Source organism: Acinetobacter sp. YH12069, from assembly GCF_013419675.1.
Classification (GTDB): Bacteria; Pseudomonadota; Gammaproteobacteria; order Pseudomonadales; family Moraxellaceae; genus Acinetobacter; species Acinetobacter amyesii.
Genome location: NZ_VOZS01000017.1, coordinates 1 through 24,932, shown reverse-complemented (window position 1 = coordinate 24,932; position 24,932 = coordinate 1). Strand labels below are relative to the sequence as shown.

At 42.2% G+C, this 24,932-nt stretch carries 20 protein-coding genes, 1 rRNA gene and 2 pseudogenes; 8 read left to right on the top strand and 15 right to left on the bottom strand.

Going from position 1 to position 24,932, the window contains the following annotated elements; translation table 11 throughout:
* The gene (locus tag FTU16_RS12570) at positions 1-399 is read right to left on the bottom strand and encodes an MAPEG family protein (RefSeq protein ID WP_078189470.1); all 399 of its coding nucleotides are present in this window, start codon (positions 397-399) and stop codon (positions 1-3) included.
* A gap of 107 nt (positions 400-506) precedes the next feature.
* Between FTU16_RS12570 and FTU16_RS12565 the strand changes: the two genes are divergently transcribed.
* Entirely contained in the window at positions 507-896 is a 390-nt protein-coding gene (locus FTU16_RS12565; protein WP_168378240.1) for a hypothetical protein, read from the top strand.
* A 60-nt stretch (positions 897-956) separates the two neighbouring features.
* Here the strand turns inward: FTU16_RS12565 and FTU16_RS12560 are convergent, their stop codons facing one another.
* The 6 genes from FTU16_RS12560 to FTU16_RS12535 all read right to left on the bottom strand — a co-directional run bounded on the left by FTU16_RS12560 (position 957) and on the right by FTU16_RS12535 (position 9,764).
* A complete protein-coding gene (locus FTU16_RS12560) occupies positions 957-2,636 on the bottom strand; it encodes a long-chain-fatty-acid--CoA ligase (RefSeq protein ID WP_180163392.1) in 1,680 nt (559 codons plus the stop codon).
* Between the two features lie 149 nt (positions 2,637-2,785).
* Complete coding sequence (gene parC, locus FTU16_RS12555; protein ID WP_180163391.1) at positions 2,786-5,005, bottom strand: DNA topoisomerase IV subunit A; 2,220 nt, start codon at positions 5,003-5,005, stop codon at positions 2,786-2,788.
* Positions 5,006-5,168: 163 nt separating this feature from the next.
* Positions 5,169-6,488, bottom strand: a complete 1,320-nt coding sequence (locus tag FTU16_RS12550; RefSeq protein ID WP_180005205.1) for an MFS transporter — start codon at positions 6,486-6,488, stop codon at positions 5,169-5,171.
* Between the two features lie 144 nt (positions 6,489-6,632).
* Positions 6,633-7,277: a trimeric intracellular cation channel family protein gene (locus FTU16_RS12545; RefSeq protein WP_078189475.1), complete on the bottom strand. Its 645-nt coding sequence runs from the start codon at positions 7,275-7,277 to the stop codon at positions 6,633-6,635.
* Between the two features lie 59 nt (positions 7,278-7,336).
* The gene (locus FTU16_RS12540) at positions 7,337-7,804 is read right to left on the bottom strand and encodes a YchJ family protein (RefSeq protein WP_180163390.1); all 468 of its coding nucleotides are present in this window, start codon (positions 7,802-7,804) and stop codon (positions 7,337-7,339) included.
* Between the two features lie 388 nt (positions 7,805-8,192).
* Positions 8,193-9,764, bottom strand: coding sequence for a TerC family protein (locus FTU16_RS12535; RefSeq protein WP_180163389.1), 1,572 nt, complete (start codon positions 9,762-9,764; stop codon positions 8,193-8,195).
* A 320-nt stretch (positions 9,765-10,084) separates the two neighbouring features.
* Here FTU16_RS12535 and FTU16_RS12530 point away from each other — a divergent pair, with 320 nt between their 5' ends.
* Positions 10,085-10,705, top strand: coding sequence for a TIGR00730 family Rossman fold protein (locus FTU16_RS12530; protein WP_078189478.1), 621 nt, complete (start codon positions 10,085-10,087; stop codon positions 10,703-10,705).
* An 85-nt stretch (positions 10,706-10,790) separates the two neighbouring features.
* Here the strand turns inward: FTU16_RS12530 and FTU16_RS12525 are convergent, their stop codons facing one another.
* Positions 10,791-11,756 (bottom strand): hypothetical protein, encoded by a 966-nt coding sequence (locus tag FTU16_RS12525; RefSeq protein WP_078189479.1) that lies wholly within the window; start codon positions 11,754-11,756, stop codon positions 10,791-10,793.
* 156 nt (positions 11,757-11,912) lie between these two features.
* Positions 11,913-12,050: a hypothetical protein gene (locus FTU16_RS12520; protein WP_180163388.1), complete on the bottom strand. Its 138-nt coding sequence runs from the start codon at positions 12,048-12,050 to the stop codon at positions 11,913-11,915.
* A 200-nt stretch (positions 12,051-12,250) separates the two neighbouring features.
* On the opposite strand from FTU16_RS12520, the gene mdtD reads away from it, so the two are divergent.
* The 6 genes and pseudogenes from mdtD (at position 12,251) to FTU16_RS12490 (ending at position 18,638) form a co-directional block, all read left to right on the top strand.
* A complete protein-coding gene (mdtD, locus tag FTU16_RS12515) occupies positions 12,251-13,642 on the top strand; it encodes a multidrug transporter subunit MdtD (protein ID WP_180163387.1) in 1,392 nt (463 codons plus the stop codon).
* 77 nt (positions 13,643-13,719) lie between these two features.
* On the top strand, positions 13,720-14,505 hold the full coding sequence (locus tag FTU16_RS12510) for a GH25 family lysozyme (RefSeq protein ID WP_180163386.1): 786 nt from the start codon (positions 13,720-13,722) through the stop codon (positions 14,503-14,505).
* A gap of 59 nt (positions 14,506-14,564) precedes the next feature.
* Positions 14,565-15,578 carry an MBL fold metallo-hydrolase gene (locus FTU16_RS12505; RefSeq protein WP_180163385.1) on the top strand — a complete coding sequence of 338 codons (1,014 nt, stop codon included), beginning with the start codon at positions 14,565-14,567 and terminating at the stop codon, positions 15,576-15,578.
* A gap of 63 nt (positions 15,579-15,641) precedes the next feature.
* Positions 15,642-16,697: a DNA polymerase IV gene (gene dinB / locus FTU16_RS12500; RefSeq protein WP_180163384.1), complete on the top strand. Its 1,056-nt coding sequence runs from the start codon at positions 15,642-15,644 to the stop codon at positions 16,695-16,697.
* Positions 16,698-16,932: 235 nt separating this feature from the next.
* A pseudogene (gene shiA / locus FTU16_RS12495) lies at positions 16,933-18,252 on the top strand (shikimate transporter).
* A 29-nt stretch (positions 18,253-18,281) separates the two neighbouring features.
* Complete coding sequence (locus FTU16_RS12490) at positions 18,282-18,638, top strand: RidA family protein (RefSeq protein WP_180026511.1); 357 nt, start codon at positions 18,282-18,284, stop codon at positions 18,636-18,638.
* Between the two features lie 79 nt (positions 18,639-18,717).
* Here FTU16_RS12490 and FTU16_RS12485 read toward each other — a convergent pair whose 3' ends face one another.
* From FTU16_RS12485 to rrf, 6 genes and pseudogenes are all read right to left on the bottom strand, one after another.
* The gene (locus tag FTU16_RS12485) at positions 18,718-19,260 is read right to left on the bottom strand and encodes a DUF2726 domain-containing protein (protein ID WP_180026510.1); all 543 of its coding nucleotides are present in this window, start codon (positions 19,258-19,260) and stop codon (positions 18,718-18,720) included.
* 434 nt (positions 19,261-19,694) lie between these two features.
* Complete coding sequence (locus FTU16_RS12480; protein WP_180163383.1) at positions 19,695-22,106, bottom strand: YgiQ family radical SAM protein; 2,412 nt, start codon at positions 22,104-22,106, stop codon at positions 19,695-19,697.
* Positions 22,107-22,333: 227 nt separating this feature from the next.
* Positions 22,334-22,864: pseudogene (locus FTU16_RS16545) on the bottom strand (M48 family metallopeptidase); the annotation flags it as partial.
* A 27-nt stretch (positions 22,865-22,891) separates the two neighbouring features.
* Positions 22,892-23,164, bottom strand: a complete 273-nt coding sequence (locus FTU16_RS16540; protein WP_257227133.1) for a hypothetical protein — start codon at positions 23,162-23,164, stop codon at positions 22,892-22,894.
* 313 nt (positions 23,165-23,477) lie between these two features.
* A complete protein-coding gene (locus FTU16_RS12470) occupies positions 23,478-24,677 on the bottom strand; it encodes an MFS transporter (RefSeq protein ID WP_180163382.1) in 1,200 nt (399 codons plus the stop codon).
* 155 nt (positions 24,678-24,832) lie between these two features.
* Positions 24,833-24,932 (bottom strand): 5S ribosomal RNA (gene rrf / locus FTU16_RS12465); the annotation flags it as partial.

Below are 24,932 nucleotides of genomic sequence, written 5' to 3'. Positions count from 1 at the left end.
TTAGCTTAATTTAATGACCAATAACATCAGGCAAATCGGGCATAACATCGACAAGGTCCAAATGATTGAACGTAAAGTTGCCCAATTGGCTAAATAACATAGCCCATAAATAACGCGTAAAACGAGATAGGCTATCCCAAAGGTCATGATGTATTGTTGATGAATCACCATGTATTCGGCCATTAGAATAGCCGCAATAAATAAAGGTAAACTTTCAAAACTATTTTGCTGCACTGCATGTGCGCGGCTCGCCAACCCTGTAGAGCGCGCTAAAACTTCACGTGGATTTTGATTATCACTCGACTTAAAACCTGCAGCTCGCTTCGCAATAAATGTAAATACATATGGCAGTAAACAAGCGGCCAAAATGAGATAGATGATCCCACTGATGCTGTGCATGTGTTTTTTCTCAGGAAGATTTTATGGCTGCTATAATACCATGGCATTTCGTGAATAATTTTTGTTAAATATAGTGTTTTTATAATCGGCAGATGAAAGGATCCTCTATGAGCACTTCTGATCAAGATCAATTATTTGAAGTTCTTGAAGAGCAAAAACGCCATCAGCTTCGCGTCGATCGTGCCTTAAAAATCGTCATCCCTGTGACTGCATTTTTACTTGCTGTGATCTGCGCCAACTTAAATGTCTGGTCGACTGTTTTCAGCTTTGTCATCATGTGGGTTGCATTCTATGCAGTTTCCATCAAGCAACTTCCCCTTTGGCATTGGGTCATTGTCATTGCACTGTATTGTTTAGTCGACAATATTTTAACCTATGGCAGCTATAACCAATCCGGCTTTAGTCGTCAGTTCGGTGCGATGTTTATTTTCTTAGGTGTTTTTGGTGTAGGACGTCGCTACTTTGATCGCTGGTCGATGAATAAAGGCAAGCTTTAATGATCTAAATTTAAAGCGATAAAAAAAGCGCCCGAAGGCGCTTTTTTTTTATGCATTGTCTTATGCTGTTTTACGCAAATCTTTACGTAGAATTTTACCAACGTTCGATTTTGGTAATTCATCCATAAATTCAACATAACGTGGGCGTTTATAGCCAGTTAAGTTTTCTTTTGCGAATGCCAAAATTTCTTCAGTTGTTAAAGATGGATCTTTTTTCACAACGAATAATTTAGGTACTTCACCTGATTTTTCATCAGGAACACCAATCGCAGCAACTTCTAGTACTTTTGGATGTTTTGCAACAACTTCTTCAATTTCAGAAGGATAAACGTTGAAGCCAGACACCAAAATCATGTCTTTTTTACGGTCTACAATCTTCACATAACCGCGTGGATCCATGACACCAATGTCACCTGTACGGAAGAAACCGTCCGCCGTCATTACTTTGGCAGTTTCATCTGGACGGTTCCAATAGCCTTTCATGACTTGAGGACCACGAATCGAAATTTCACCTTGCTCACCTTGAGCAACTTCATTGCCATCATCATCTAAAATAGCAACTTCAGTCAGTGGCAATGGAATACCAATCGTACCGCTAAATTCCATTGATGCTGGAGGGTTTGCGGTTGCAACAGGTGAAGTTTCTGATAAACCATAACCTTCGATAATATTGGTACCTGTAACTTTCTTCCACGCTTCTGCAGTCGAAGGAAGCACTGCCATACCACCACCCATCGCCATTTTTAGCTTGCTGTGGTCAAGTTGCTTGAACTCTTCATTGTTCACCAAAGCATTGAACAATGTGTTCACTGCTGGGAAGAATGAAGGTTGGTATTTACGTAATTCTTTCATTACCGCAGGTAGGTCACGCGGGTTAGGAATCAATACGTTCGCCTGACCTTTGTACATACCGTAAAGTGCACACACCATAAATGCAAAGATGTGATACAGCGGTAATGCACAGAAGATACGATCATCTGGCTGACCATCTTGCTGACCAAATTTACTTTGGAAAATACCATCACACTGCAACATGTTTGACACAAGGTTACGATGGGTCAATTCTGCGCCTTTAGATACACCAGTTGTACCACCAGTATACTGAAGTACTGCAGTATCACTTAAAGTTAAGTTTGGACGTTTGTAATTGTTTGCACTCACTTTAGACATTGCTGCATTAAAGCGAATATGACCAGGAATGTTCCAAGCTGGAATTTGTTTACGTACTGAACGTAATACAAAGTTAACCAATGTACCTTTCAGCGTACCAAGCATGTCACCCACAGATGCCACGATTACGTGTTTTACTGGGGTTTTACCAATAATCGCTTGGTAAACAGATGCAAAGTTTTCAATAATAACAAGAGCTTCTGTACCAGAGTCATTTAATTGATGCTCAAGTTCACGAGAGGTATACAGTGGATTCACGTTGACCAATACCAGGCCAGCACGGAATACACCCAATGCGACAACAGGATATTGAAGAACGTTCGGCATCATGACTGCAACGCGTGAACCTTTAGCCAAACCTAAGCTTTGCAAATAAGTTGCAAATTTACGGCTAGCTTCATCAAGTTCTTTAAAAGTTAAGACTTTATCCATAAAGATAAAGGCATCTCTTGAGCCAAACTTCTGGAAATTACGCTCAAAAATATCGACCAATGAGGTATTTTCTGCGGGTAATTCTACAGTTTCTGGAATCCCTGTCTTTTGGTATTCAGCGAACCAAATCTTTTCCATAACGCCCAATTCTCCTGTCGTAATCCTTAATAATCCAACTGTTTTTTTTCAATATTAAGCGGTCATTATTTAACTTGTTTGTGCTTAATATTGCATCCATTTCACGAATAACAGCATATATAACGTATTTCGTTCCATGGATGCTAGTATTATCTTTGAATGAACAGTTTATTTGCTTTTTGATATCCACGTGGTAACAACACGCCTTTCGATGCACGTTTGCCCACATATTTTTGCAGATCGTCGCCTTTAAGCTTTAATTGTTGATTACCTGCAAGCACTTGAATTATTTCATCTAAATTCAAAGTTGTCATGGATACAATTTGATCTTTTGCCTCAAGTTGTATCAATTTATTACCTTTACCCTTATTCAGCACTGGTAATTCATCAAGTTCAACCAACAGCAAACGCCCCGCAGAACTGAGGAGTGCAAGATGTGTTGCATTCTCAATCGCCGTTAAATTCATAACCGCCGCCCCTTCGGACAAGCTAAGGAAGGCTTTACCCGCTTTGGCATTGGTATCGAGATTTTTCGCTTGGGTTTTAAAGCCATAGCCTTTACTGCTCATTGCCAAGACTTCTGTTTCATCTTCAGCAATAAACACTTGTTTAAAGCCGACACCACTCGCAGGTGCAAGTTTAGAACTCAGAGGCTCACCTAAACCACGCGCAGATGGCAAGGTATTGATGCCCAAAGCATAGCTACGACCAGCATCATCTAATACATAAACACGTTGATTCGATTTACCTTGCGCATGGCTGAGATATTGGTCACCTGCACGGAAATTTAAGTTCTCAGCATCGACTTCATGACCTTTCGCCGAGCGAATCCAACCCGCTTCAGACAACACCACAGTCACAGGATCTGCAGGAAGCATATCTTGTTCATTAATCGCATGGGCTTCTGCACGTTTCACAATTGGAGAACGGCGGTCATCACCAAATTTCTTCGCATCTTCTTTAAGTTCATTAATGATCAAGGCTTTTAATGATTCAGGATTCGCCAATTGTTCACGAATAATGGCAGCTTTGGCTTCCAATTCTTCTTGTTCACGGCGCATTTCCATTTCTTCAAGTTTTGCCAAATGACGTAACTTGAGTTCTAAAATCGCTTCGGCTTGAATTTCATCGATATTAAAATGCGTCATCAACACCGGTTTAGGCTGATCTTCTTCGCGAATAATACGAATCACTTCATCAATATTCAGATAAGCAATGATTAAGCCTGCAAGTATATGTAACCGTTTTTCAATTTTATTCAGATGATAAGTCAAACGACGTGTCACGGTATTTTTACGGATTTCAATCCATTCCAACAAAATACGGCGGATCGATTTCACTTGCGGACGACCGTCAGCGCCAATCATGTTCATATTGACACGATAGCTCGACTCTAAGTCGGTGGTTGCAAATAGATGACTCATCACCGATTCAGCATCAATACGATTCGAGCGCAGGACAATCACTAAACGTGTTGGGTTTTTATGATCTGACTCATCACGTAAGTCCGTGACCAATGGCAACTTCTTCGCCTGCATTTGATCTGCAATCTGCGTGATCACTTTTGAACCTGAAACCTGATACGGCAGCTCCGTAATCACGATTTCATTTTTCTCAATGTTGTACACCGCACGAGTTCGATAACTACCGCGACCCGTGGTTTGAATTTTAAGTAATTCTTCTGGAGAAGTAATAATTTCCGCACGTGTCGGCAAATCAGGCGCAGGAATATATTCTGCGACTTTCTCATCGGTTAAATTAGGATTGCGAATTAAGGCGATGGTACCCTTCACCACTTCACGTAAGTTATGCGGTGGGATATCGGTTGCCATACCCACAGCAATGCCCGTTGTGCCGTTGAGTAAAATATTCGGTACACGTGCAGGTAAATTCACGGGCTCTTTCATCGAACCATCAAAGTTATCCTGCCAATCACAAGTCCCTTGCCCTAACTCAGACAATAATAAATCACTATAAGCAGACAGTTTTGCTTCGGTATAACGCATCGCTGCGAAGGATTTCGGATCATCTGGTGAACCCCAGTTTCCCTGACCTTCAATAAATGGATAGCGATAACTAAACGGCTGCGCCATGAGCACCATGGCTTCATAACAAGCAGAGTCACCGTGAGGATGGTATTTACCCAGTACATCACCAACCGTACGTGCAGATTTTTTTGGCTTACCCGTTGGCTTTAGCCCGAGCTCGCTCATCGCATAAACGATACGACGCTGAACGGGTTTTAAACCATCACTGATATGTGGCAATGCACGATCCATAATCACGTACATGGCGTAGTTGAGATATGCTTGTTCGGTAAATTCTGCTACGGAACGGTTTTCTGTCGCATGATGCGCAAGGCTTGTCATAACAACCTGTAATCCTAAATTGTTCGTTCTTTATTGGGTTCTTATGCTATGTCGCAGGTGTCCCCTATACAAGGGGATGATCTAACACTCTGCGACAAATTGTGTCTTATGGCGTAAAAATATCCATTTTATTCACCATGATCAACTAAAAATTCAACAGTCTTTATAGACCGATGGATTCTAAAGTTTTACCCTTGGTTTCTTCACCTAAAACCAAAATCACCACGGCAACTGCAATTAAGACTGCAGTAAACATCATAAATACATAGCTAAAACCATGATCCATATCCATCATATGTGTCACGGCAAAAGGTGCTGCAATGCCCCCGATCCGACCAATGGCACCGGCCCAGCCCGAACCAAAGGCACGAATATTGGCCGGATATTGTTCTGGTGTATAGGTATAAAGTACGCCCCAAGCACCGAGATTAAAGAAGGACATTAAACAGCCCCAAATCACAATCTCGGTCACACTGCCAGACTGACCGAAGAAATATGCTGAAATGGCACACATCCCAATGAAGCCCGCCAAAGTGGCTTTACGACCCAATTTTTCGACCAACCATGCAGCTGCAATATAACCTGGCAATTGTGCCAAAATCATAACCAAGACATATTCAAAGGATTGAACAATGGTGTAGCCTTCTTTGACCAATAAACTTGGTAACCACGTAAAAATACCGTAGTAAGAAAAAACGATACCGAACCAAATGAGCCAAAGCATTAAAGTACGACGTGCAAAAATGCCTGACCAAAGCTGTGAAAAACTGATGTTGTGCTTTTCTGCAACCGGTTTGACCTCAAAAATTTCAACAACTTGCACACCACATTTGGCTTCAATCTTTTTCACCAATGCGTGTGCTTCATCAAAACGTCCACGGTTGATTAAATAAGGCACCGATTCGGGCACCATTTTCCAAATCACGATTGCATATAATGCAGGAATACCGCCAATTAGAAACGCTGCATGCCAACCAAAATCAGGAATAATAAAGCGTGAGACCAATGCAGCAACCAACCAGCCTAGTCCCCAAAAACTTTCTAGTAAGACAATAAAACGGCCACGCACTTGCGCCGGAATATATTCACTGACCAAAGTCACCGCGACAGGGAGTTGCCCCCCTAAACCTAAGCCGACAATAAAACGAAATACCAACAACCAAGTTAGATTAGGTGCAAACGCACATGCAGCGGTGGCTAAGCTATAAATCACCAATGTCCATGCAAAGACTGTTTTTCGGCCGAAGCGATCTGCCAGTCCTCCAGAAAACACCGCGCCGATCGCCATCCCAACAAAACCAATCGAAACCACCCAACTTTTATCATTTGGCGTCATGGCCCAATCTTCAGCCATTTTCGCTAAGATAAAGGAAATGAGCCCCGTATCCATGGCGTCAAACATCCAGCCAAGGCCAATAACCCAAAGTAAAGTGTAGTGAAACTTACCGATGGGTAAGCGTTGTATACGTGAGACTAAGTCCATAACAAGATCTCTGAACTGGTGGAAGGATGAACACTGCTTTCCCAACAGGATGTATGATTTTGCGTTTTTTAGTATAGATCCATGCAAAAGACCGACCATTGATCCGTCTTTTTAGCATTTTAATGTGATGTTATAGCAACGCGGCTACGACAAATCTTTTGAAGATACTGACTGATCATCATCATCTTTATAAATAAATTTAGGCATTTCTAAGCCAAAGTAAATGGCGATCAGACGTAAGGTGAAACCGAAAATGAGCGTCGCAATGACGGTCAATTCTAGCGATAAGCCAATCTCAATGCAGAGCCAATAACAAATCACGGACACAAAAGAAATACTGGCATAAAGTTCACGACGGAACACTAGAGGAACATCGTTACATAGAATGTCTCGTAAAATACCGCCAGAGACACCCGTTAGTACCCCTGCTACCGCAGAAACCACAAAACCATGTCCCATTTCTAAAGCGATTTGACAGCCAATAATGGTAAAACCAATGAGACCCAAGGCATCGAGAACCAAGAAGATATTACGAAGATGACGCATCCACTTTGCAATCAGGATGGTGACAAATGCAGCAAAGCAGGTCAGCATGAGATATTCGGGATGCTTAACCCACGTCAGTGGATAGTGCCCAAGTAGCACATCACGAACCGAACCGCCCCCCAGTGCCGTGACACAGGCAATCAATGTTACCCCAAACCAGTCCATACTCCGCCGACCCGCAGACAATGCACCTGTCATTGCTTCTGCCGTGATTGCGATAATATAAATAACGGTAAGTAACATCGCCCTTCTTCCACTGAGGGTTGAGATGCGCGCTATTCTAAGCTAAATCTGCTCAAATGTTATAAAAATTGCGCACAACATTGTTTAAATTTTCGTCCAGAGCCACAAATACATGGTTGCTTCATGGTGATTTGCATCTCTGTGGTCGGATCAAGGAAATACCAGCGCTGCTCGAACTTCACAAAGTGTGAAATTTCATGATGTACCTGCGCTTGCTGCCCATCGTGATAATGGGCTTTAAATTCAACTTGAGCATGGTTTTTATCGAGCCTTTCTTGAGCCTGTACCACCTCAAGCTTTAACCACTGATTGGCCTGACTCCAGGCTGCAATGGCACTCACATCCAAGGCTTGCTGCTGTCCAAGCGCAGTTGTTTGTACAATATAATCAATCTCATGCTGTGCGAAAGCACTATAACGTGAACGCATCAACTGCTCTGCAGTCTGTGCATTTTCACGGCCCGCATGTAAGGGCTGACAACAGTTGGCATACTCACCTTTGCCACACGGACACTGGACTTGTGACATATTTGTTTCCATAAAAAATAGCCTGACAATGCAGGCTATTTTAACGGATCTTTCCACACAATTTTCATCAGTAGATCCGTATCGATTCAAATAAAAGAATGATACACGGTAAGGTCATCCGCAAGTGTTTGAGACAGGACTACTTCTAATCAAAAATGTTTTTGCAATGCTTTGAATAATTTGACGGTAGTGAACGAGTTTTGCGGATGACAATGGTTTTGGGTACTTTTGCCGAAACAAAAGTACCTCCAACCGAAGGCTAATCCCTTTATTTAAACCCTAGATGTAAGACTCCGTCGAATAGACTTAAAAATCATTTTAAAAATGCGTAATTACTTTTACGTGCGTAACATCAGTGATCTATATAGATTACCCCCCGATACGCAACTTAATCTTCAGTTGGCATGGGAATGACATGCACTTTTTCGATCTTATGACCATCCATTGTGACCACTTCAAAGATGTGTTCATCCGCTTTGAATTTTTCACCATTGGCTGGTAAACGGCCCAAATGAAATAAGATATATCCGGACAATGTCGAATACTGTTCAGCATCATCCACCAAGTCACGACCCAACAATAAAGACACATGACGAATGTCAGTTGAGCCATCGAGTAACAATGATCCATCATCGAGACTTTCTGCTGCTGTCTCCGGTTCATCTTCATCGGGAAACTCACCAGCAATCGCTTCTAAGATATCAATTGGTGTTGCAATCCCTTCAATTGAACCGTATTCGTTCAACACCAAGGCCATTTGCAACGGCGCTTGACGCAGTTGTTCCATCACCATCAAGACTTGTGCATTTTCATGCACCACTACAGGCTCACGGAGATGCTTTTCAAAATCAAGTACGCCTGTTTCAATATAGTCATTCATGACTTTATGAGTCAGTACCGCACCCGCGATATTGTCTAACTCGCCGTGTGCCACAATCAAACGTGAATGCGTGGTACTGAGTAATTGAGCACGAATCGCCTCAGGCGCTTCATCCAAGTCAATCCATTCTAGTTCAGGACGAGGTGTCATCACTGACTTCACTGGACGTTCAGATAAACCCAGTACCCCTTGTACCATGACACTGTGGTAAACCCCGTTGTCTTCATCAAAGACTTCATCGGCAAAGGCACGTGTTGCAAGCACATCTTCATTTTCATTTTGATTGTCTGCAACATTTCTCCCACCAAGCATACGCATCACCGCTGAGGCTGTGCGATAACGTAAGTCTGTGGTTGTCACCATTTTTTCCTGATTATGACGCATGGTTTGGTTCAAAAACTCAATCAGTACGGAGAAACCAATGGCTGCATATAAGTAGCCTTTTGGAATATGGAAACCAAAGCCTTCGACTAAGAGCGAGAAACCGATCATCATCAAGAAACACAGGCACAGAATCACTACCGTTGGATGACGGTTCACGAAGTTCATCAGAGGCTTAGATGCCCACAGCATGATGCCGACAGCAATAATGACCGCAATCATCATGACTGACAGGTGTTTCACCATCCCGACAGCGGTAATCACGCTGTCGAGCGAGAACACAGCATCGAGCACCACAATCTGCACAATCACCATCCAAAACGTCGCATGCACAGGATTTTCTTCCTTGAGCATCGGCTTGTTTTCAAGACGTTCACGCAGTTCCATGGTGCCTTTAAATAGCAAGAACACCCCACCAAACAGTAAGATTAGGTCTCGACCGGAGAATGGATGGTCGAAAATATGGAACAGTGGATTGGTTAGAGTCACCACCCATGCAATTGAGGCCAGTAAGACCAATCGCATACACAGTGCAAGCAATAAGCCGACAATCCGTGCGGTATTACGCTGTTCTGGCGGTAATTTTTCCGCAAGAATCGCAATAAAAACCAGGTTATCGATACCTAAAACAATCTCAAGCACCACCAGTGTTAATAAACCCACCCATGCAGAAGGATCGGACATCCATTCAAAGATCATGGTTGTATCTCCTGAATGTTATTCACACGTAGATCATGCTGATTTGAAGATGAAATGCATTGGACATGCGCAAACGCTTTTAATGGCGTTCTTTCTAATATTTTGATGTGTGCTGAGTGACAACAACCACTACCCATGACGGTTCTTTAGCTTGAAATGAAGTTTTAAGTATAGCAAGTTAAGGTAAAAATTCACCCTTTTTTACCAAAGTACAATCTCAGTATGGAAGAATTTAAACCCAGTGATGACATTAAATTGTCATATTTAGCTGCCAATGTAGTGTCATAAAAAATAACATGCTAAGGTAAAATTAAAACGTAATGAATAGCGGATTAAAAATGACAGAAAAACGTGGTAATCCTTCTCCTGCTACAACACAACCTTTAATCGCACTGTATTGCGGCTCCCGCTCTGGGAACAATCCAATTTATCAAGAAAAAGCCATCGCATTGGCGCAAGGCTTGGCTGAACATGGTTTTGGTCTGGTCTATGGTGGCGCCAGTATTGGCCTGATGGGTCAAGTCGCTGACGCTGTGGTCGAACATGGCGGCGAAGCCGTTGGTGTGATTCCTGAGTTTATGTTGGATTATGAAATTGCACATAATCATTTGACTGAATTACACGTCGTGCGCAGTATGCATGAGCGTAAAGCCATGATGGCAGAACGTGCCAGTGCCTTTGTTGCCCTGCCCGGTGGTCTCGGCACATTCGAAGAAATTTTAGAAATCGCCACTTGGGGACAGTTGAATCAACACCAAAAGCCGATGATGCTTTATAACGTCAATGGCTTCTATGATGCACTGATTGCACAATTAGACCATGCGGTCGCTGAAGGTTTCTTGCCGCCGCAGCATCGTGCCAAACTGATCGTATGTAATTCTTCTAAGCAGATCTTTAGTGCACTGAAAAATTTAGATTGCCCGAAAAATTTCGTGGTCTAACTGTATTTTAGATGTCAAAAAGGGGAATAAATCATTCCCCTTTTTTATTGCTCGATGTCCTAATTCAAATCGAGATCGTGTCGACTTAACCGGACACCACACGATAGAACCATGGCAAGGTTGTCGCTAAGAAAATACTCATCAATAAACCAAGCATCAATTTCATCGCATCTTTGCTGACATTTCGTGAAGTTCTATATTTATTCACTTCATGTAAATGCATGGACATGGCAAATTCACGTCCTGCCAGTAAACCCAAGAACACCCAAGTGGTACTCATTGGAATATTACTCCACTCTTTGAACACCAATAAAATCAAGGCATACATAAAGTCAATAATGGTTGCCGAGCGGATATCAGCCACACCCGTTTTGGTGTCGATAATGCCCTGAATCGCCCCACCACGTTGGTACAAAATGATCCCAAGCAGTACGATAAACACCACAATTGCAAAAATCAGGAACTCCAGCGGCACCTGACGAGGGACGTAGACAAAAATATTGGCCAAATCCTGAATCAGCCACTGACTCCATAAAAATGCCGTCGAAACCCACTGTAGTCCCACCCAAATATTCGAGGGTGTTTCATCACGTGTTTTACTGAAATAAACCGAGATGCCTTTAATCACAAAACGATAAACAATAATCGCGACAACAAAAGCTACCGCATAACCCATCATGGACTTGGTTAACATCGAGCCAAGACTACTCGGAGAGAAAATCGTTAACACTAAGAATGTGGTGCTGACCGGGATTCCGTAGCGAGTCAAAATGATCAGTAAGATCGGTGGCACAATATAGAGCCACGTGACCCCTTCTGCGGGAAATGGAATCGTTTCTAAACGACCATAAGATGCATCCCCCACGCCAGAACTGTACCAACCATAAACCAATACAATGGCTAGAATACTGCTGACATAGATCCACAACAGCCACCAAGGGCGATGCGCATTGGATGAAATAAAGGTTCCCAATGTCTGTGGCACATCATTACCGACAATAGAATAGGCCGCGAGACAGAAGCCTATGACCATCAGAATTTCGATTGTCATGAAAACAAAACACCTTTGCCATAAAGAAAAAGCCCTCCAATAAATGAAGGACTTGAGCGCATTATGACAGTTTATCTGGCGTTCATACAATTTTGTGCCGTGCTTTTCTCGACATTAAAATAAAAATTTTAGATAAAACAACAATTTAAAATTTAATTATTTCAATTTAATCTGATAAACCGCAGTGCTACCGTTCACTTCATTTCCAACCACCAACAAAGGTTGGGAATTGGGCGAATCTTTGGCCGCAATAAAAATCAGACCTTCAGGTCCCACATCGCCTTGTTTAACCACATCAGTGCCGAAACTTGTAGTTTCATGTTTTCATTCGTCTTTTATTAAAATATGACCAAGTTATAAACATTAGGTTGCATAGAGATGAAACTTTCATTGCATTTTTCTTGCAATTTTTTGGCTCAATTATGCAAAGCTTTTACTACATCTGAATGGCAATATTCATTTAAACTGTTTAAAAATCTCAGCTTTATTGACTTATGAATAGCACGCCAACGCATCAGGCTTTACAACCCGAATTTAGACTTCTAGTGCTATTGGTCTCTATTGGCTTTTTTATGCAAGGCCTGGATACGACCATCGTCAATACCGCAATCCCTGCTATGGCGAGAAGTCTAGGTGAAGACCCACTTCAAATGCATAGTGTGGTCGTGGCATATGTCTTGTCTGTCGCAGCGTGTATTCCCTTAAGTGGTTGGTTGGCCGATCGTTTTGGTGTACGAAATACGTATTTCACAGCCATTATTATTTTTACGTTAGCATCGCTAGGCTGCGGCATGGCCAATAGCCTGAATGAGCTGCTGGTTTATCGGGTAATTCAAGGTATAGGTGGCGCATTACTGCTGCCTGTTGGGCGTTTGGCGATGCTCAAAGTGATTCCTCGGACACAGTTTTTATCGGCTATGAGTCTGATGAGCCTTGCTGGTTTAATGGGGCCCTTAATTGGTCCTACCCTTGGCGGTTGGATGGTGGAAGTCGCAACATGGCATTGGATCTTTTTAATTAACATTCCAATGGGAATGTTAGGGGTACTCATTACCTTTAAAGCCATGCCCAATGTGACCGAACCGAGCGTACAACGCTTCGACTTTATGGGTTTTTTCTTATTGGTCGTCGCCATGGTGGGGTTATCGTTAGGCATTGAAAACTTTGCCAGCCCGCATCTGCCGCTATGGTGGAGCCTGCTTTTGGTCGCTGCGGGGATCATCGCCAGTTTGATCTATGCCTTTCATGCACATACCCATGCCAATGCGCTGTTTCGCAGTAAATTATTTCAAAATCGGATCTATGCCATCGGTATTATCGGCAACTTCTTTGCCCGCCTTGGCGGCAATGCCATGCCATTTTTGATTCCCTTAATGCTACAAGTGGCTTTTGGCTTTGAGCCTTTTATCACAGGTTTATTGATGATACCGACGGTACTCGGTTCATTGGCATCCAAACCGATTATTCGTCAAATTATTCAACGCTTTGGCTATCGTAAAGTGTTATTGGTAAATACCTGCTTGGTCGGCGCTTGTATTTGCAGTTTTGCGCTCTCTACGGCTGAGACCCCCACGTGGTTACGTGCCTTACACTTTTTTATTTTTGGTATTTTAAATTCGCTGCAATTCGTTTCGATGAATACCTTAACCCTCAAAGATTTACCCCAACAAGATGCCAGCAGTGGCAACAGTTTCTTGTCGATGATTATGATGGTGTCGATGAGTATCGGTGTGGCTTTGGCTGGGACTTTAGTCAACGTGTTTACGGCCTATTATGGTGCTGCACAAATCGAAACGGCATTCCATAGCACCTTGATTTTACTCGGCTGCATTAACCTGATTACCGCAGCGATTTTTTGGCAAATTCCTAAACATGTGGATGTCTAAACCTGTGTCATCGGGCAAATCTATGACAGTTCAGCCCTTAAAGGGTTATGATAAAAAGGACACTTGGATACATTTTCATGCCTAAAAAAGCCAAATCACGTACCTCTAAAAGTTCATTCAAAAAATACACCCCAATTATTGCACTCAGCGCTATCAGCGGCGTCATGGTGGTGGCTGGATTGGGTTATTTAGCTGTGATGCCACATCGCCCTGCATCTGCAGAAGAATATCCCGTCAAAGGCTTTGATGTTTCTCATCATCAAAAAGATATTCAATGGTCAAAAATTTCACCTAAAAAATACCAATTCGTTTATCTCAAAGCTACGGAAGGTGGTGATTTTAAAGATCGAAAATTTCAAGATAACTGGTTACAAGCGCGGGAAAACGGCTTTTTAGTTGGGGCCTATCATTTTTATCGTCTGTGCCGTGATGGCAAGATTCAGGCAGAAAATTTTATTGCTTCCGTGCCAAAAAAAGCCGACGCCCTTCCTCCCGTGATTGATTTGGAATATGACACCAACTGCATTAACACCTACAGCAAAGAGCAGTTACTCAAAGAAATCACTTATATGCATGATCGCTTGCACCGCCATTATGGCAAACAACCGATTTTTTATACCTCGAAGTCTTTTTATAATATTGTTTTAGCTGGCGAGTTTAAACAGACGCCGCTGTGGGTCCGTGAATATAAAGGCCCGCCCGATCTAAAAAACAATCCGAAATGGCTGATTTGGCAACATACCAATCAAGGACAAATTCAAGGCATCTCGACCAGCGTCGATTTAAATGTATTTTCAGGTGATGATAAGGCTTGGACTGATTTTTTAGACAAAAATGGCGTTTCCCCGATCAAACCCCGTTGATTTATTCACCGACTCAGGACAACATCGAACAAAATAATCCATGAAAACTGAGTCGCAGGATGCGTATTTTAAAAATTTTTCTTATTATATTTTCAGTCTTTATGATCCTCGCCATCGGGATATTGGCATATTTGATCCAACCTTCAGGGACCTTGGCAGCGTTTAAAACGTGGCATTATCAACTTCCCACACAAAGCACTACAGATACTCGCTCAGCGGCGCCCTATCACGTCAAATTCTTTGGCGTTTCCACCTTACTTTTTGACGATGGCCAAGAGCAAATTCTCATAGACGGCTTCTTTAGTCGACCTTCACTCAGTCGGACCATATTCACTCAAATCCAAAGTGATCAGCCTTTATTACACAGCTATATCGACCAATACGACTTAAAACGCACTCGTGCTATTTTCGTGACTCATTCACATTATGATCATGCGCTCGATATTCCAATGTTGGCCCACCAGCTCCCCAAGGCCATGATTGTCGGCTCTAAAAGCACCTTAAATATCGCACGGGCAATGCCAATCGCTGAATCACAATTGCACGAAGTTCAAGCTTGGCAGCCGATGCAAATCGGTAAATTCACCATTACTGCGATCCCCTCGCAACATACTCCGCCAACGGCCGTTAATGATGATTTGGGGGAACAAATTTCGCAGCCACTACAACTCCCTGCACATTTTAGTCAGTTTAAAGAAGGTGGATCATATGATTATCTCATCCAACATGGGCCGCATTACAGTTTAGTCAAAGCCAGTACGGGTGCTGTGCCCAAACAGTTGCAAGAACTAAAAGTCGATACCTTCTTTTTAGGCATCGCTCAGCTTTCCAAGCAAACGACAGCGTTTCAACAGCAATATTTCAAAGAAACCTTAGCGACTCTTCAACCCAGCACCGTGATTCCAATTCATTGGGATAATTTTTTCAAACCACTGAATCCAGAGCTCGAATTTTTACCCCGCTTTGCCGATGACACCCCTCAAAGTCTAAATCTATTGATACAGTCGGCAGCAGCTCAAAACACCAAGGTGGTTTTACTCAGTCAACCTGTGTCGTTCGAGTTAAAAAATTGAGGAAAGCGTTGGATTGACTGTGCGATACTGACATTCAATTTTTAGGCACTGATCTAACTAGGCATGAGGAAAATCATACATATCGACATGGATGCATTCTTTGCATCAGTAGAGCTGCGGGAACGTCCAGAACTCAAGCAGCTTCCTGTTGTTGTGTCTTCACATCACCCTCGTGCGGTCATCTGTGCCGCGTCCTATCCTGCACGTGAATTTGGTTTACGTTCTGCGATGTCGATGGCACAGGCCCGTAAACTCTGCCCACAGGTCGTGGTGATCGAACCTAATTTTGAAAAATATCGTGCTGTTTCGGCGCAAATTCATTCCATTTTTCAACGCTATACGTCGCTGATTGAGCCGCTATCTTTAGACGAAGCTTATTTGGACGTCACAGAAAATTTACAACACATTCCGAGCGCCACCGAAGTCGCTATGCGAATTCAGGCAGAGATTTTACAAAGCACTGGTTTAACTGCCTCTGCAGGTGTCGCGCCCAATAAATTTTTGGCTAAAGTCGCTTCTGATTGGAACAAACCCAATGGCATTTGTATTATCAAACCATCACAAGTTCTGCATTTCATCCATGACTTGGCACTGAAAAAAATTCCTGGTGTGGGAAAAGTGACTCAAGAAAAATTAAAAGCCATGCAACTCAATACATTAGGTGATTTACAACAAATTGAAGAAGCCGTTCTGATTCATCATTTCGGTAAATATGGACGACAACTCTATCTGTATGCACAAGGCATTGATGAACGACCGGTCCAATCTAGCCGTGAACGTCAGCAAATTTCCAAAGAAACCACTTTTGATGATGATCTCACCCTGAGCCAATGTCAGCCCTATTGGCCCAAACTGATTGACCAAGTTTGGTCTAGTTTAGAAAAAAAGCAGTTAAGCGCGCGCGGTGTATCGGCTAAATTAAAACTGAAGAATTTCCAAGTGCTACAGCACAGTAAAAGTTTTAAAACGTCACTGAATCATCGTGAAGACCTTGCGCAGGTATTGCAGCAATTACTGCATGAAATGCATATTCCTGAGGACGATCAATTTCGTCTGATTGGCGTAGGGGTCTATCAATTAAGTGCGCAAAACCAAGAAGCACAACTTTCGCTGCTCTAAAAACATCAAGAAGATCGTATTTGCTTAAGATTTAGGCAGAAGAACAAAATTAAAGCAATTTGCTATTCACAAAGCCTAAAATTAGAGTACTCTATCAGCGCACTACATTATCCGTGTATGCGCTGAGATGCTGAAAATCACCTTTACTTTCAGCATGCTGTCCTGTGATTGGCGTGACGATCAAATCCGAATATTACAGGGCAACTCTGTTGTCAATCATGGAATACCCCGCTGTATGCCTTCTGCAAAAACTGCTCCAAATCTTCAAAATATTTCACAAAATCAAGAACAACGTGCTCGTAAAGCCGCATTAAGTAGCTTCATTGGTGCCGTAGTCGATTGGTACGATTTTTTACTTTATGGCATTGTGGCCGCACTCATTTTCAAAGATCAGTTTTTCCCCAGTATTGACAACAATATGGGCACGCTTGCTGCTTTAGCCACATTTGGCGTCGGCTTCCTGTTCCGCCCCTTAGGCGGCATTGTATTTGGACACTTTGGTGACAAACTGGGTCGGAAAAAAATGTTGGTGCTCACCGTCATCCTGATGGGCATTTCGACTGTCGGTATCGGTTTATTACCCAATTTTGCGGCCATCGGTTGGTGGGCCCCGATCCTACTCGTAACACTTCGGGCAATACAGGGTTTTGCTGTCGGTGGTGAATGGGGCGGCGCTGCCCTGATGGCTGTAGAAAATGCCCCGAAAGGCAAAAAAGCCTTTTACAGTAGTGGTGTACAAATTGGCTATGGCGTCGGACTCGTTCTGGCAACAGGCCTGTGTCTTTGATTATTGCCACTTTGGGTGAAGATGCTTTTGCTGATTGGGCATGGCGAATTCCCTTTATTGCCAGTATTATCTTGCTGGCTATCGCGATGTGGATTCGACGTGATCAAGACGAATCTCAAGAATTTGTCGACCATGTGGTCAAAGCTCAACAAACGCCACAAAAATTACCGATTCTGCAAGCGATTAGCCAACACCCAAAAGCCTTTTTCTACATTATTGCGCTGCGCCTGACCGAGTTACTCACCATGTATTTGGTGACGAACTTTGCACTGAATTATCTCACCGCTCAATTGGGCATGGACAAACAGTTCTTCCTCAATATCACCTTAATGGTTGGTGCAATTAGCTGCTTCAGCATTCCCCTCTTTGCTTGCGTGGCTAGCAGATCGATTTGATCATCGTAAAATGTGCGTGCTGGGTGGATTGATTGGTGCGCTTTCAGCTTTTCCCTTCTTCATGGCCCTTGATGCACAAAATACTTGGCTAATTATTGTCGGTGCAATTTTCCTTGCCAATATTGCCCATGATATGGTGGTGAGTGTACACCAGCCGATTTTTACCTCCTTGTTTGGTACCGCCTATCGCTACAGTGGCGCAGGTGTCGGCTATCAAGTGGCTAGTATTATCGGTGGTGGCTTTACTCCAATGATTGCAGCAGCTTTGGTGATTTGGGGTGATGGTTCATGGCATTATGTGGCAATCTACCTTGCTGTTGGCTGTTTATTGACGGCCTTGGTTGCAGCTACAATGCCTAAAACTCAAGATTAAGTGACCTTTTTGCTTTCAGGATATTCCGCATGACCATCCAACGCCTGCATGTTTCAAAACGCTTCTCCGAAATCGCTATTTCAGGTCAATTGATCCATTTGGCAGGTCAATTGGCAACAGACCTTGATTTAGACATCAAAGGACAAACACAGCAAACATTTGAGCTTATTGATCAGTTCCTTGCAGATGCCGGTACAGATAAAAGCCAGATTATGTCAGTGACCATTTATCTTAAAGATATTGAACAGGATTATGCCGCATTCAATGAGGTATGGGATGCGTGGGTGTCAGATATTGAAGCATTACCCAGAACTTGTGTTGAAGCCAAATTATACGACCCGCGTGTGCGGGTAGAATTAACTGTCGTAGCCGTTAAGCCTGAATAATCATTAAGCCTGAATAACAATAAAAAAAGCATGTCTAAAGCCATGCTTTTTTTTGCAAAAAATTTTGCTCTTTGAATCCCTAAGATCCAATAATTTTGATCTTTTTACGTTCCAAATCTGAATATAAATGATATTTTTTCAGATCATTAATCGGCACAAATGGCGCTTGTACACGCTGCTCATTTAAGAAATCTTCGCGTAATTGAACGTACTCAGGCACATCATCATAACGAATGACACGATAGCCTGCCAAAGCGAGCAAAGCATCTTGATATTGCGACTGCTGCATCCGTTTTAGCACCATTGGATCATCTAAAGCGACGATCGCCAAGATCTGATGCTGTTCATCTAGGACGACAAAGTCCGCCACCATATTACGGTACTTATTACGTGTACGATAATATTTCGTGGTCAACAGTGCATCAAAAGACACATGCGCAAGGATCGTATGCTTAGGCAAAATTTCTTTTAAACGCGTGTAGGTTAATTGCTCATTAATGTTGAAAATAGCACGTTGTTTCAATGCGCTATCTTGTTGCTTAGAATCACCTTCTAAACTTTTCCAAGCCATTATGAGCACACAGAAGAGTAAAATACTCCCTATTACTATGTATATAGTCATCTCATAATCCTTTATATTTCTTATATTTTTGGTTTTTCACATACTTCTTATACTGATGAAGTATACAACCAGTATTATTTTTTTAATTTCCTATTAAAAAAAATAACTCTAACTTTCACACAATACGTATTTAAACTGACAAAAAGTTGCAAACTTAAAGCGTCAAACATCACATGCCACTTCATTCAGAGTAATAGCATCCATTGCTATATACAGATACTTTAGATCATTCGCTAAAACGACAGCAAGTGCATTTCCTCTCACTGTCTGACAATTCCGATAAGCTGTCAAATTTTGCTCGTATTTCATTGAGATAACCGACGCACATATGGCATTGAGCTTGTAACAACATATAAAAATGCAAACTGTCTGATGCTGCCGAGCATATCAGCCATAAAAAAAGACACCGAAGTGTCTTTTTTTATTTCATCATTTTAAGCGCGTGATTTAGGCTTCGATTTTCCTTTGGGTTTCGAACCGCCAAAAGGTTTTTTCGCTTCACCCGTTTCACGCGGCGGCAGACCAGTATGCTGCGTCAAAATTTGACCACGCTCAGGACGCTTCTTGGTATTTGAAGGACGCGATTGAGCAGCCTTCGTCCGATTACCTTGTTCGCCTGTACGTTTTTGTGAATCACCCGCAATGCTTGAGTTCTTTTTACGTGCAGATTGGTATTGACCCTCAGCACTGCCAGCCGGTTGATACGTCGGAATCAAATGCTGTTTTGAGTTACCAATCAGATCCTGACGGCCCATTTCTTTGAGCGCTTCACGCAGCAATGGCCAGTTGTTTGGATCATGATAACGCAAGAAGGCTTTATGCAAACGACGGCGTTTTTCACCTTTTACGATATCGACATTTTCGGTATAACGCGCCACTTTAGCCAGCGGGTTTTTACCGGTGTAATACATGGTCGTTGCAGTCGCCATTGGTGATGGATAGAAGGTTTGCACCTGATCGGCACGGAACCCATTCCTCTTCAGCCAAATCGCCAAGTTCATCATGTCATAGTCAGTCGTACCCGGATGCGCTGCGATAAAGTAAGGAATGAGATACTGCTCTTTCCCTGCTTCCTTACTGAAACGATCAAACATTTGTTTGAAACGGTCATAGGTCCCGATCCCCGGCTTCATCATCTTCGATAACGGGCCTTTTTCGGTATGTTCTGGCGCAATCTTCAGGTAACCGCCAACGTGATGTGTCACCAATTCTTTGACATATTCAGGGTTTAACACCGCAAGGTCATAGCGTAAACCAGAACCGATCAGAATCTTTTTAATCCCCGGCAATGAACGCGCTTTACGGTATAACTGGGTTAAAGGTGCATGATCTGTGTGCAAGTTTTGACACACACCAGGGAATACACACGACGGCTTACGGCAGTTCTTTTCAATCTCAGGATCTTTACATGCCAAACGGTACATATTGGCCGTTGGGCCGCCTAAGTCAGAAATGATCCCAGTAAATCCCGGTGCGGTATCACGAATTTTTTCAACTTCACGCAAAATCGATTCTTCAGAACGGTTTTGGATGATACGCCCTTCATGCTCTGTAATTGAGCAGAAGGTACAGCCGCCAAAACAGCCGCGCATAATGTTCACAGAGAACTTAATCATGTCAAAGGCAGGAAAACGCGCTTCACCATAAGCTGGATGCGGCAGACGCGCATACGGCAAGTCAAACACATAATCCATTTCTTCTGTTGTCAATGGAATCGGCGGCGCATTCAGCCAAACATCACGCTCACCATGCTTTTGCACCATCGCGCGCGCATTGCCCGGATTGGTTTCCAAATGCAAAATACGGTTGGCATGTGCATACAGTACAGGATCATTCGCCACATCTTCATAGGCAGGTAAACGAATCACCGCCAATTCACGCGGCGGCAATTTATGCTTAATGGCTTTTGATGCAGGCTGCAGCTGCACGATTTGTGTGTCGGCGTCTAAGTTATCACCTTCACGAACAATCGGATTTGCTACCGCTTCTTTTTGGAAGCCTTGATATTGCGTAACGCTGTCTTTGCCTTTTTCGATTTCACAGCCTTCAAGGTCTTCGGTCATCACATAAGGGTTAATGATCGGATCGACACGGCCAATTGCATCAACATCATTCGATGCAATTTCAACAAACTTCGCTTTTGAAGCCCGGTTATTTTTATTCACAATAAATGCTGTACCACGAACATCGGTAATTTCGTGAATTTTTTCGCCACGCGCCAAACGATGCATAATTTCAGTGATCGAACGCTCACCGTTACCATACATTAATAAATCAGCTTTTGAGTCCATCAATACTGAACGACGAACTTTGTCTGACCAATAATCATAATGTGCAATACGGCGCAGCGAGGCTTCAATACCGCCCAATAATACAGGCACATCTGGATAAGCTTCACGCACACGTTGGCAGTACACGGTTGCTGCACGGTCTGGGCGTTTATTCGGTTGATTATCAGGAGAATAGGCATCATCTGAACGGATTTTACGGTCAGCCGTATAACGGTTGATCATCGAATCCATGTTGCCGGCAGTCACGCCCCAAGCGATATTCGGCTTACCTAACACACGGAAAGCTTCAACATCTGTCCAATCCGGCTGTGCAATAATACCGACACGGAAGCCTTGCGCTTCTAAAGTACGACCAATAATGCCTGAGCAGAATGATGGATGGTCAATATAGGCATCACCACAGACCAAAATAAAGTCACAACTGTCCCAACCGAGTTGATCCATTTCTTCGCGTGACATCGGCAAAAATGGCGCAGGGTCAAAACATGACGCCCAATATTTGTCGTAATCAAACAACGCTTTTGGCGCAGTCTGCATAGTATAAGCAGTAGACATGGCTAGCAATTCTCGGCTGGCAGATGGAATGATCTGAAAAAAGATCAAAGAAGATGAAAGCCGATCATTTTACCATGAATTCCATTCATCATGCTTGATTATAATTTATACAACAGCTACAGAATCATTGAATTGTTTTATATAGACATCAGATGTAATAGTGCTAAAGCATCGACTTTAAAACTAGATTTAAAAATCATTTGGATCTTTGTACAATTTAAATCAATCTAGAATGTGCCATGAGTTATCGCATTTTTATTCAACATTACAGCCTGCGCCTGTTGAAATTGAATGTGCATTTCAGGTAAATATTTTTCAATATAAACCTTACGCTTATCTATACTATCTTGAGTCATCAATGGTTTTACATCAAGCATTTGACGGCGTGTCGTTTCCTGCTGATATTTTTGCCAAAAACTCAATGCTGCATTTGGATAAAAGCCCGCTTTCGACATCAGATCAAGTGCAAGGACATCAGCTTCTAGTTCAAATTTTGAAACTTTAGGCAGAAAAACCGCTTGCTCAGTCACACTACTGGCAGCCGTTGCAAGCGCACCGATACCCGCAGTTGAAGAAATCATCGCCACCTGACTTGCAAACAGCAGGGAAATCTTCTCACGATGATGATCACGCAGAGCATGTGCCATTTCATGCGCCATCACAAATGCCAATTCATCTTCAGTCAGCTTTAAACTCCAATACAAACCCGTGTTAATGACAATTTTCCCACTTGGAAAACCATGTGCATTTAAATCTTTATTGAGATTCCCACTGACTTGCCAATCCTATTGACTCGAACCTTGACGGTAAAACTCCGCATTTTTTTTGAGTTTATTTAAAACCTGATCCAATTTCGGATCTATGATCAAAAGTTGCTTGTCTTTCGCTTGATGAATAAATTGTTGATAGGTTCTATCCGGCTGTTTAGTTAATAACTTTTGAGGAACGATAAAAAACTGTTTACGCTCTGCACCTGCTGTCCCTAAATTCGTGGTATTTGCACAAGCTGAGATTAAGATAAAAACCAAAGCCATCATTAAAATAGTTAAATTTTTCATAATCGCCTTAATTTTAATACCAATATTGATCTATATATAATTCTATCTAAAAACAAGTGCAAAAATATTCAAAAAAAACAAATAAACTATTAATATCAATTATTTAAAAATATATTAAATTTTAAAAATGATAACCAAAAATATTTTATTTATTATATTGTGATGCGTTTCATTATTATGAGGCACCTTTTAAAAAATATTAGACTAAAGTTTTATAATCATAAAAATAGTAAATTCCGCCATTTTTATAGTGTTATTTATATAAAAAAATAGATGTAAAACGAATATTAAATAATAGCTTATTCACATATTTCTATTTTAATTTATTCAATTTTATTGCTAAAAATAAACCGATCATCAAAATAACAGCAATAAAGCTCGTCAACCCCATCCAACCAGACATTTCCCAAACCAAACCACTACTACTACCCAAGATACTAGAACCTAAATAGTAGCAAAATAAATACAGCGATGAACCTACGGCACGGTACTGCAGGGATTGAACCGAAACCCAACTACTCGCAGTGGAATGCGCTGCAAAAAAAGCGAAAGTGAATACAATCAGCCCCAAAATGACTGACCAAAATGCCGGAATGAGTATAATCAACAGCCCCAACAACATCATGATCAGCATTGCAGGTAAAACTTTTTCACGCCCAAAGCGTTTCCCCCAACTTGCAGCCCGAGGTGAACTATATATTCCGGCCAAATAAGCTATGGAAATTAACCCAATCCAAGTTTGAGAAAGTTGATAAGGTTCTTCTAATAGGTGGTAGCTCATATAATTAAATATAGAGACAAAACATCCCATGAGGATAAAACCTTGAAGGAATAAGATTCTAAGCTTAGGATCTACTAAATTTTTAACGAAAGATTCGTAAAATCGGTTGAAACGAATGGGATAAGCTTGAAAATGTTGAGATGCTGGAAGTAATAAGAAGAACGCTGTGGCTATACAGAGGTTAATGATGCCGATAATCATCATGGCATTTTGCCAACTAATATAATCAATCAATACCCCAGCAATGAGACGCCCCCCCATTCCACCAATTGCGGTACCCGAGATATACAGGCCCATTGCAAAGCCTATATCTTTTTGCGCAATTTCCTCTCCAATATAAGTCATTGCAACAGCAGCAACACCGCTAACACTTAATCCGATCAGCACGCGATTCAGTAAAAATATTTCCCAAAGGGGAAATATAGAACTGATAATTGAAAGTGATGCTGCCAAAAATAAAGCGATGACCATCACAGGCTTACGACCGAATCGATCTGAAATCAAACCGGTGAAAAGTAGTCCTATTGCTAAAGCAATAGTAGAAAAAGATAAAGGGAAACTGCTATGTGTCGGACTGACATGAAAGAAATCCGCAAAAATTGGCATCATCGGTTGTACACAATACAACGATGAAAAAATTGCGAAGCCTGCTAAAAATAAAGAAAATAAAATGGCAAGAAATGGTCGTGTGCCGTATTCAATATAATGAGCGTTTGAAGCTAAATCAGACATGAGCTTTCCATCAATGACACGGATAGTATACGCCTTTCAGCCTTTAATTTAAAAATCACATAAAAATGAATGAAGAATTCTTTGTTTTCTTCGCCCCTTTTCTCCCCGCATAAAAAAACACCCCCTGCACTAGTCAGGGGGTGTTTCGAATAATGAGCTGGCGATGACTTACTCTCACATGGGTAACCCCACACTACCATCAGCGCTAAGAGGTTTCACTTCTGAGTTCGGGAAGGGATCAGGTGGTTCACTCTT

Excerpts from the sequence above, each read along its gene's own strand:
- dinB (WP_180163384.1), top strand. The coding sequence starts at position 15,642 with ATGAGGAAAATCATACATATCGACATGGATGCATTCTTTGCATCAGTA.
- FTU16_RS12550 (WP_180005205.1), bottom strand. The coding sequence starts at position 6,488 with ATGGACTTAGTCTCACGTATACAACGCTTACCCATCGGTAAGTTTCAC.
- mdtD (WP_180163387.1), top strand. The coding sequence starts at position 12,251 with ATGAATAGCACGCCAACGCATCAGGCTTTACAACCCGAATTTAGACTT.
- FTU16_RS12560 (WP_180163392.1), bottom strand. The coding sequence starts at position 2,636 with ATGGAAAAGATTTGGTTCGCTGAATACCAAAAGACAGGGATTCCAGAA.
- FTU16_RS12525 (WP_078189479.1), bottom strand. The coding sequence starts at position 11,756 with ATGACAATCGAAATTCTGATGGTCATAGGCTTCTGTCTCGCGGCCTAT.
- FTU16_RS12540 (WP_180163390.1), bottom strand. The coding sequence starts at position 7,804 with ATGTCACAAGTCCAGTGTCCGTGTGGCAAAGGTGAGTATGCCAACTGT.
- FTU16_RS12565 (WP_168378240.1), top strand. The coding sequence starts at position 507 with ATGAGCACTTCTGATCAAGATCAATTATTTGAAGTTCTTGAAGAGCAA.
- FTU16_RS12505 (WP_180163385.1), top strand. The coding sequence starts at position 14,565 with ATGCGTATTTTAAAAATTTTTCTTATTATATTTTCAGTCTTTATGATC.
- FTU16_RS16540 (WP_257227133.1), bottom strand. The coding sequence starts at position 23,164 with ATGAAAAATTTAACTATTTTAATGATGGCTTTGGTTTTTATCTTAATC.
- FTU16_RS12485 (WP_180026510.1), bottom strand. The coding sequence starts at position 19,260 with ATGACTATATACATAGTAATAGGGAGTATTTTACTCTTCTGTGTGCTC.
- FTU16_RS12510 (WP_180163386.1), top strand. The coding sequence starts at position 13,720 with ATGCCTAAAAAAGCCAAATCACGTACCTCTAAAAGTTCATTCAAAAAA.
- FTU16_RS12535 (WP_180163389.1), bottom strand. The coding sequence starts at position 9,764 with ATGATCTTTGAATGGATGTCCGATCCTTCTGCATGGGTGGGTTTATTA.
- FTU16_RS12545 (WP_078189475.1), bottom strand. The coding sequence starts at position 7,277 with ATGTTACTTACCGTTATTTATATTATCGCAATCACGGCAGAAGCAATG.
- FTU16_RS12490 (WP_180026511.1), top strand. The coding sequence starts at position 18,282 with ATGACCATCCAACGCCTGCATGTTTCAAAACGCTTCTCCGAAATCGCT.
- parC (WP_180163391.1), bottom strand. The coding sequence starts at position 5,005 with ATGACAAGCCTTGCGCATCATGCGACAGAAAACCGTTCCGTAGCAGAA.
- FTU16_RS12480 (WP_180163383.1), bottom strand. The coding sequence starts at position 22,106 with ATGTCTACTGCTTATACTATGCAGACTGCGCCAAAAGCGTTGTTTGAT.
- FTU16_RS12470 (WP_180163382.1), bottom strand. The coding sequence starts at position 24,677 with ATGTCTGATTTAGCTTCAAACGCTCATTATATTGAATACGGCACACGA.
- FTU16_RS12530 (WP_078189478.1), top strand. The coding sequence starts at position 10,085 with ATGAATAGCGGATTAAAAATGACAGAAAAACGTGGTAATCCTTCTCCT.
- FTU16_RS12570 (WP_078189470.1), bottom strand. The coding sequence starts at position 399 with ATGCACAGCATCAGTGGGATCATCTATCTCATTTTGGCCGCTTGTTTA.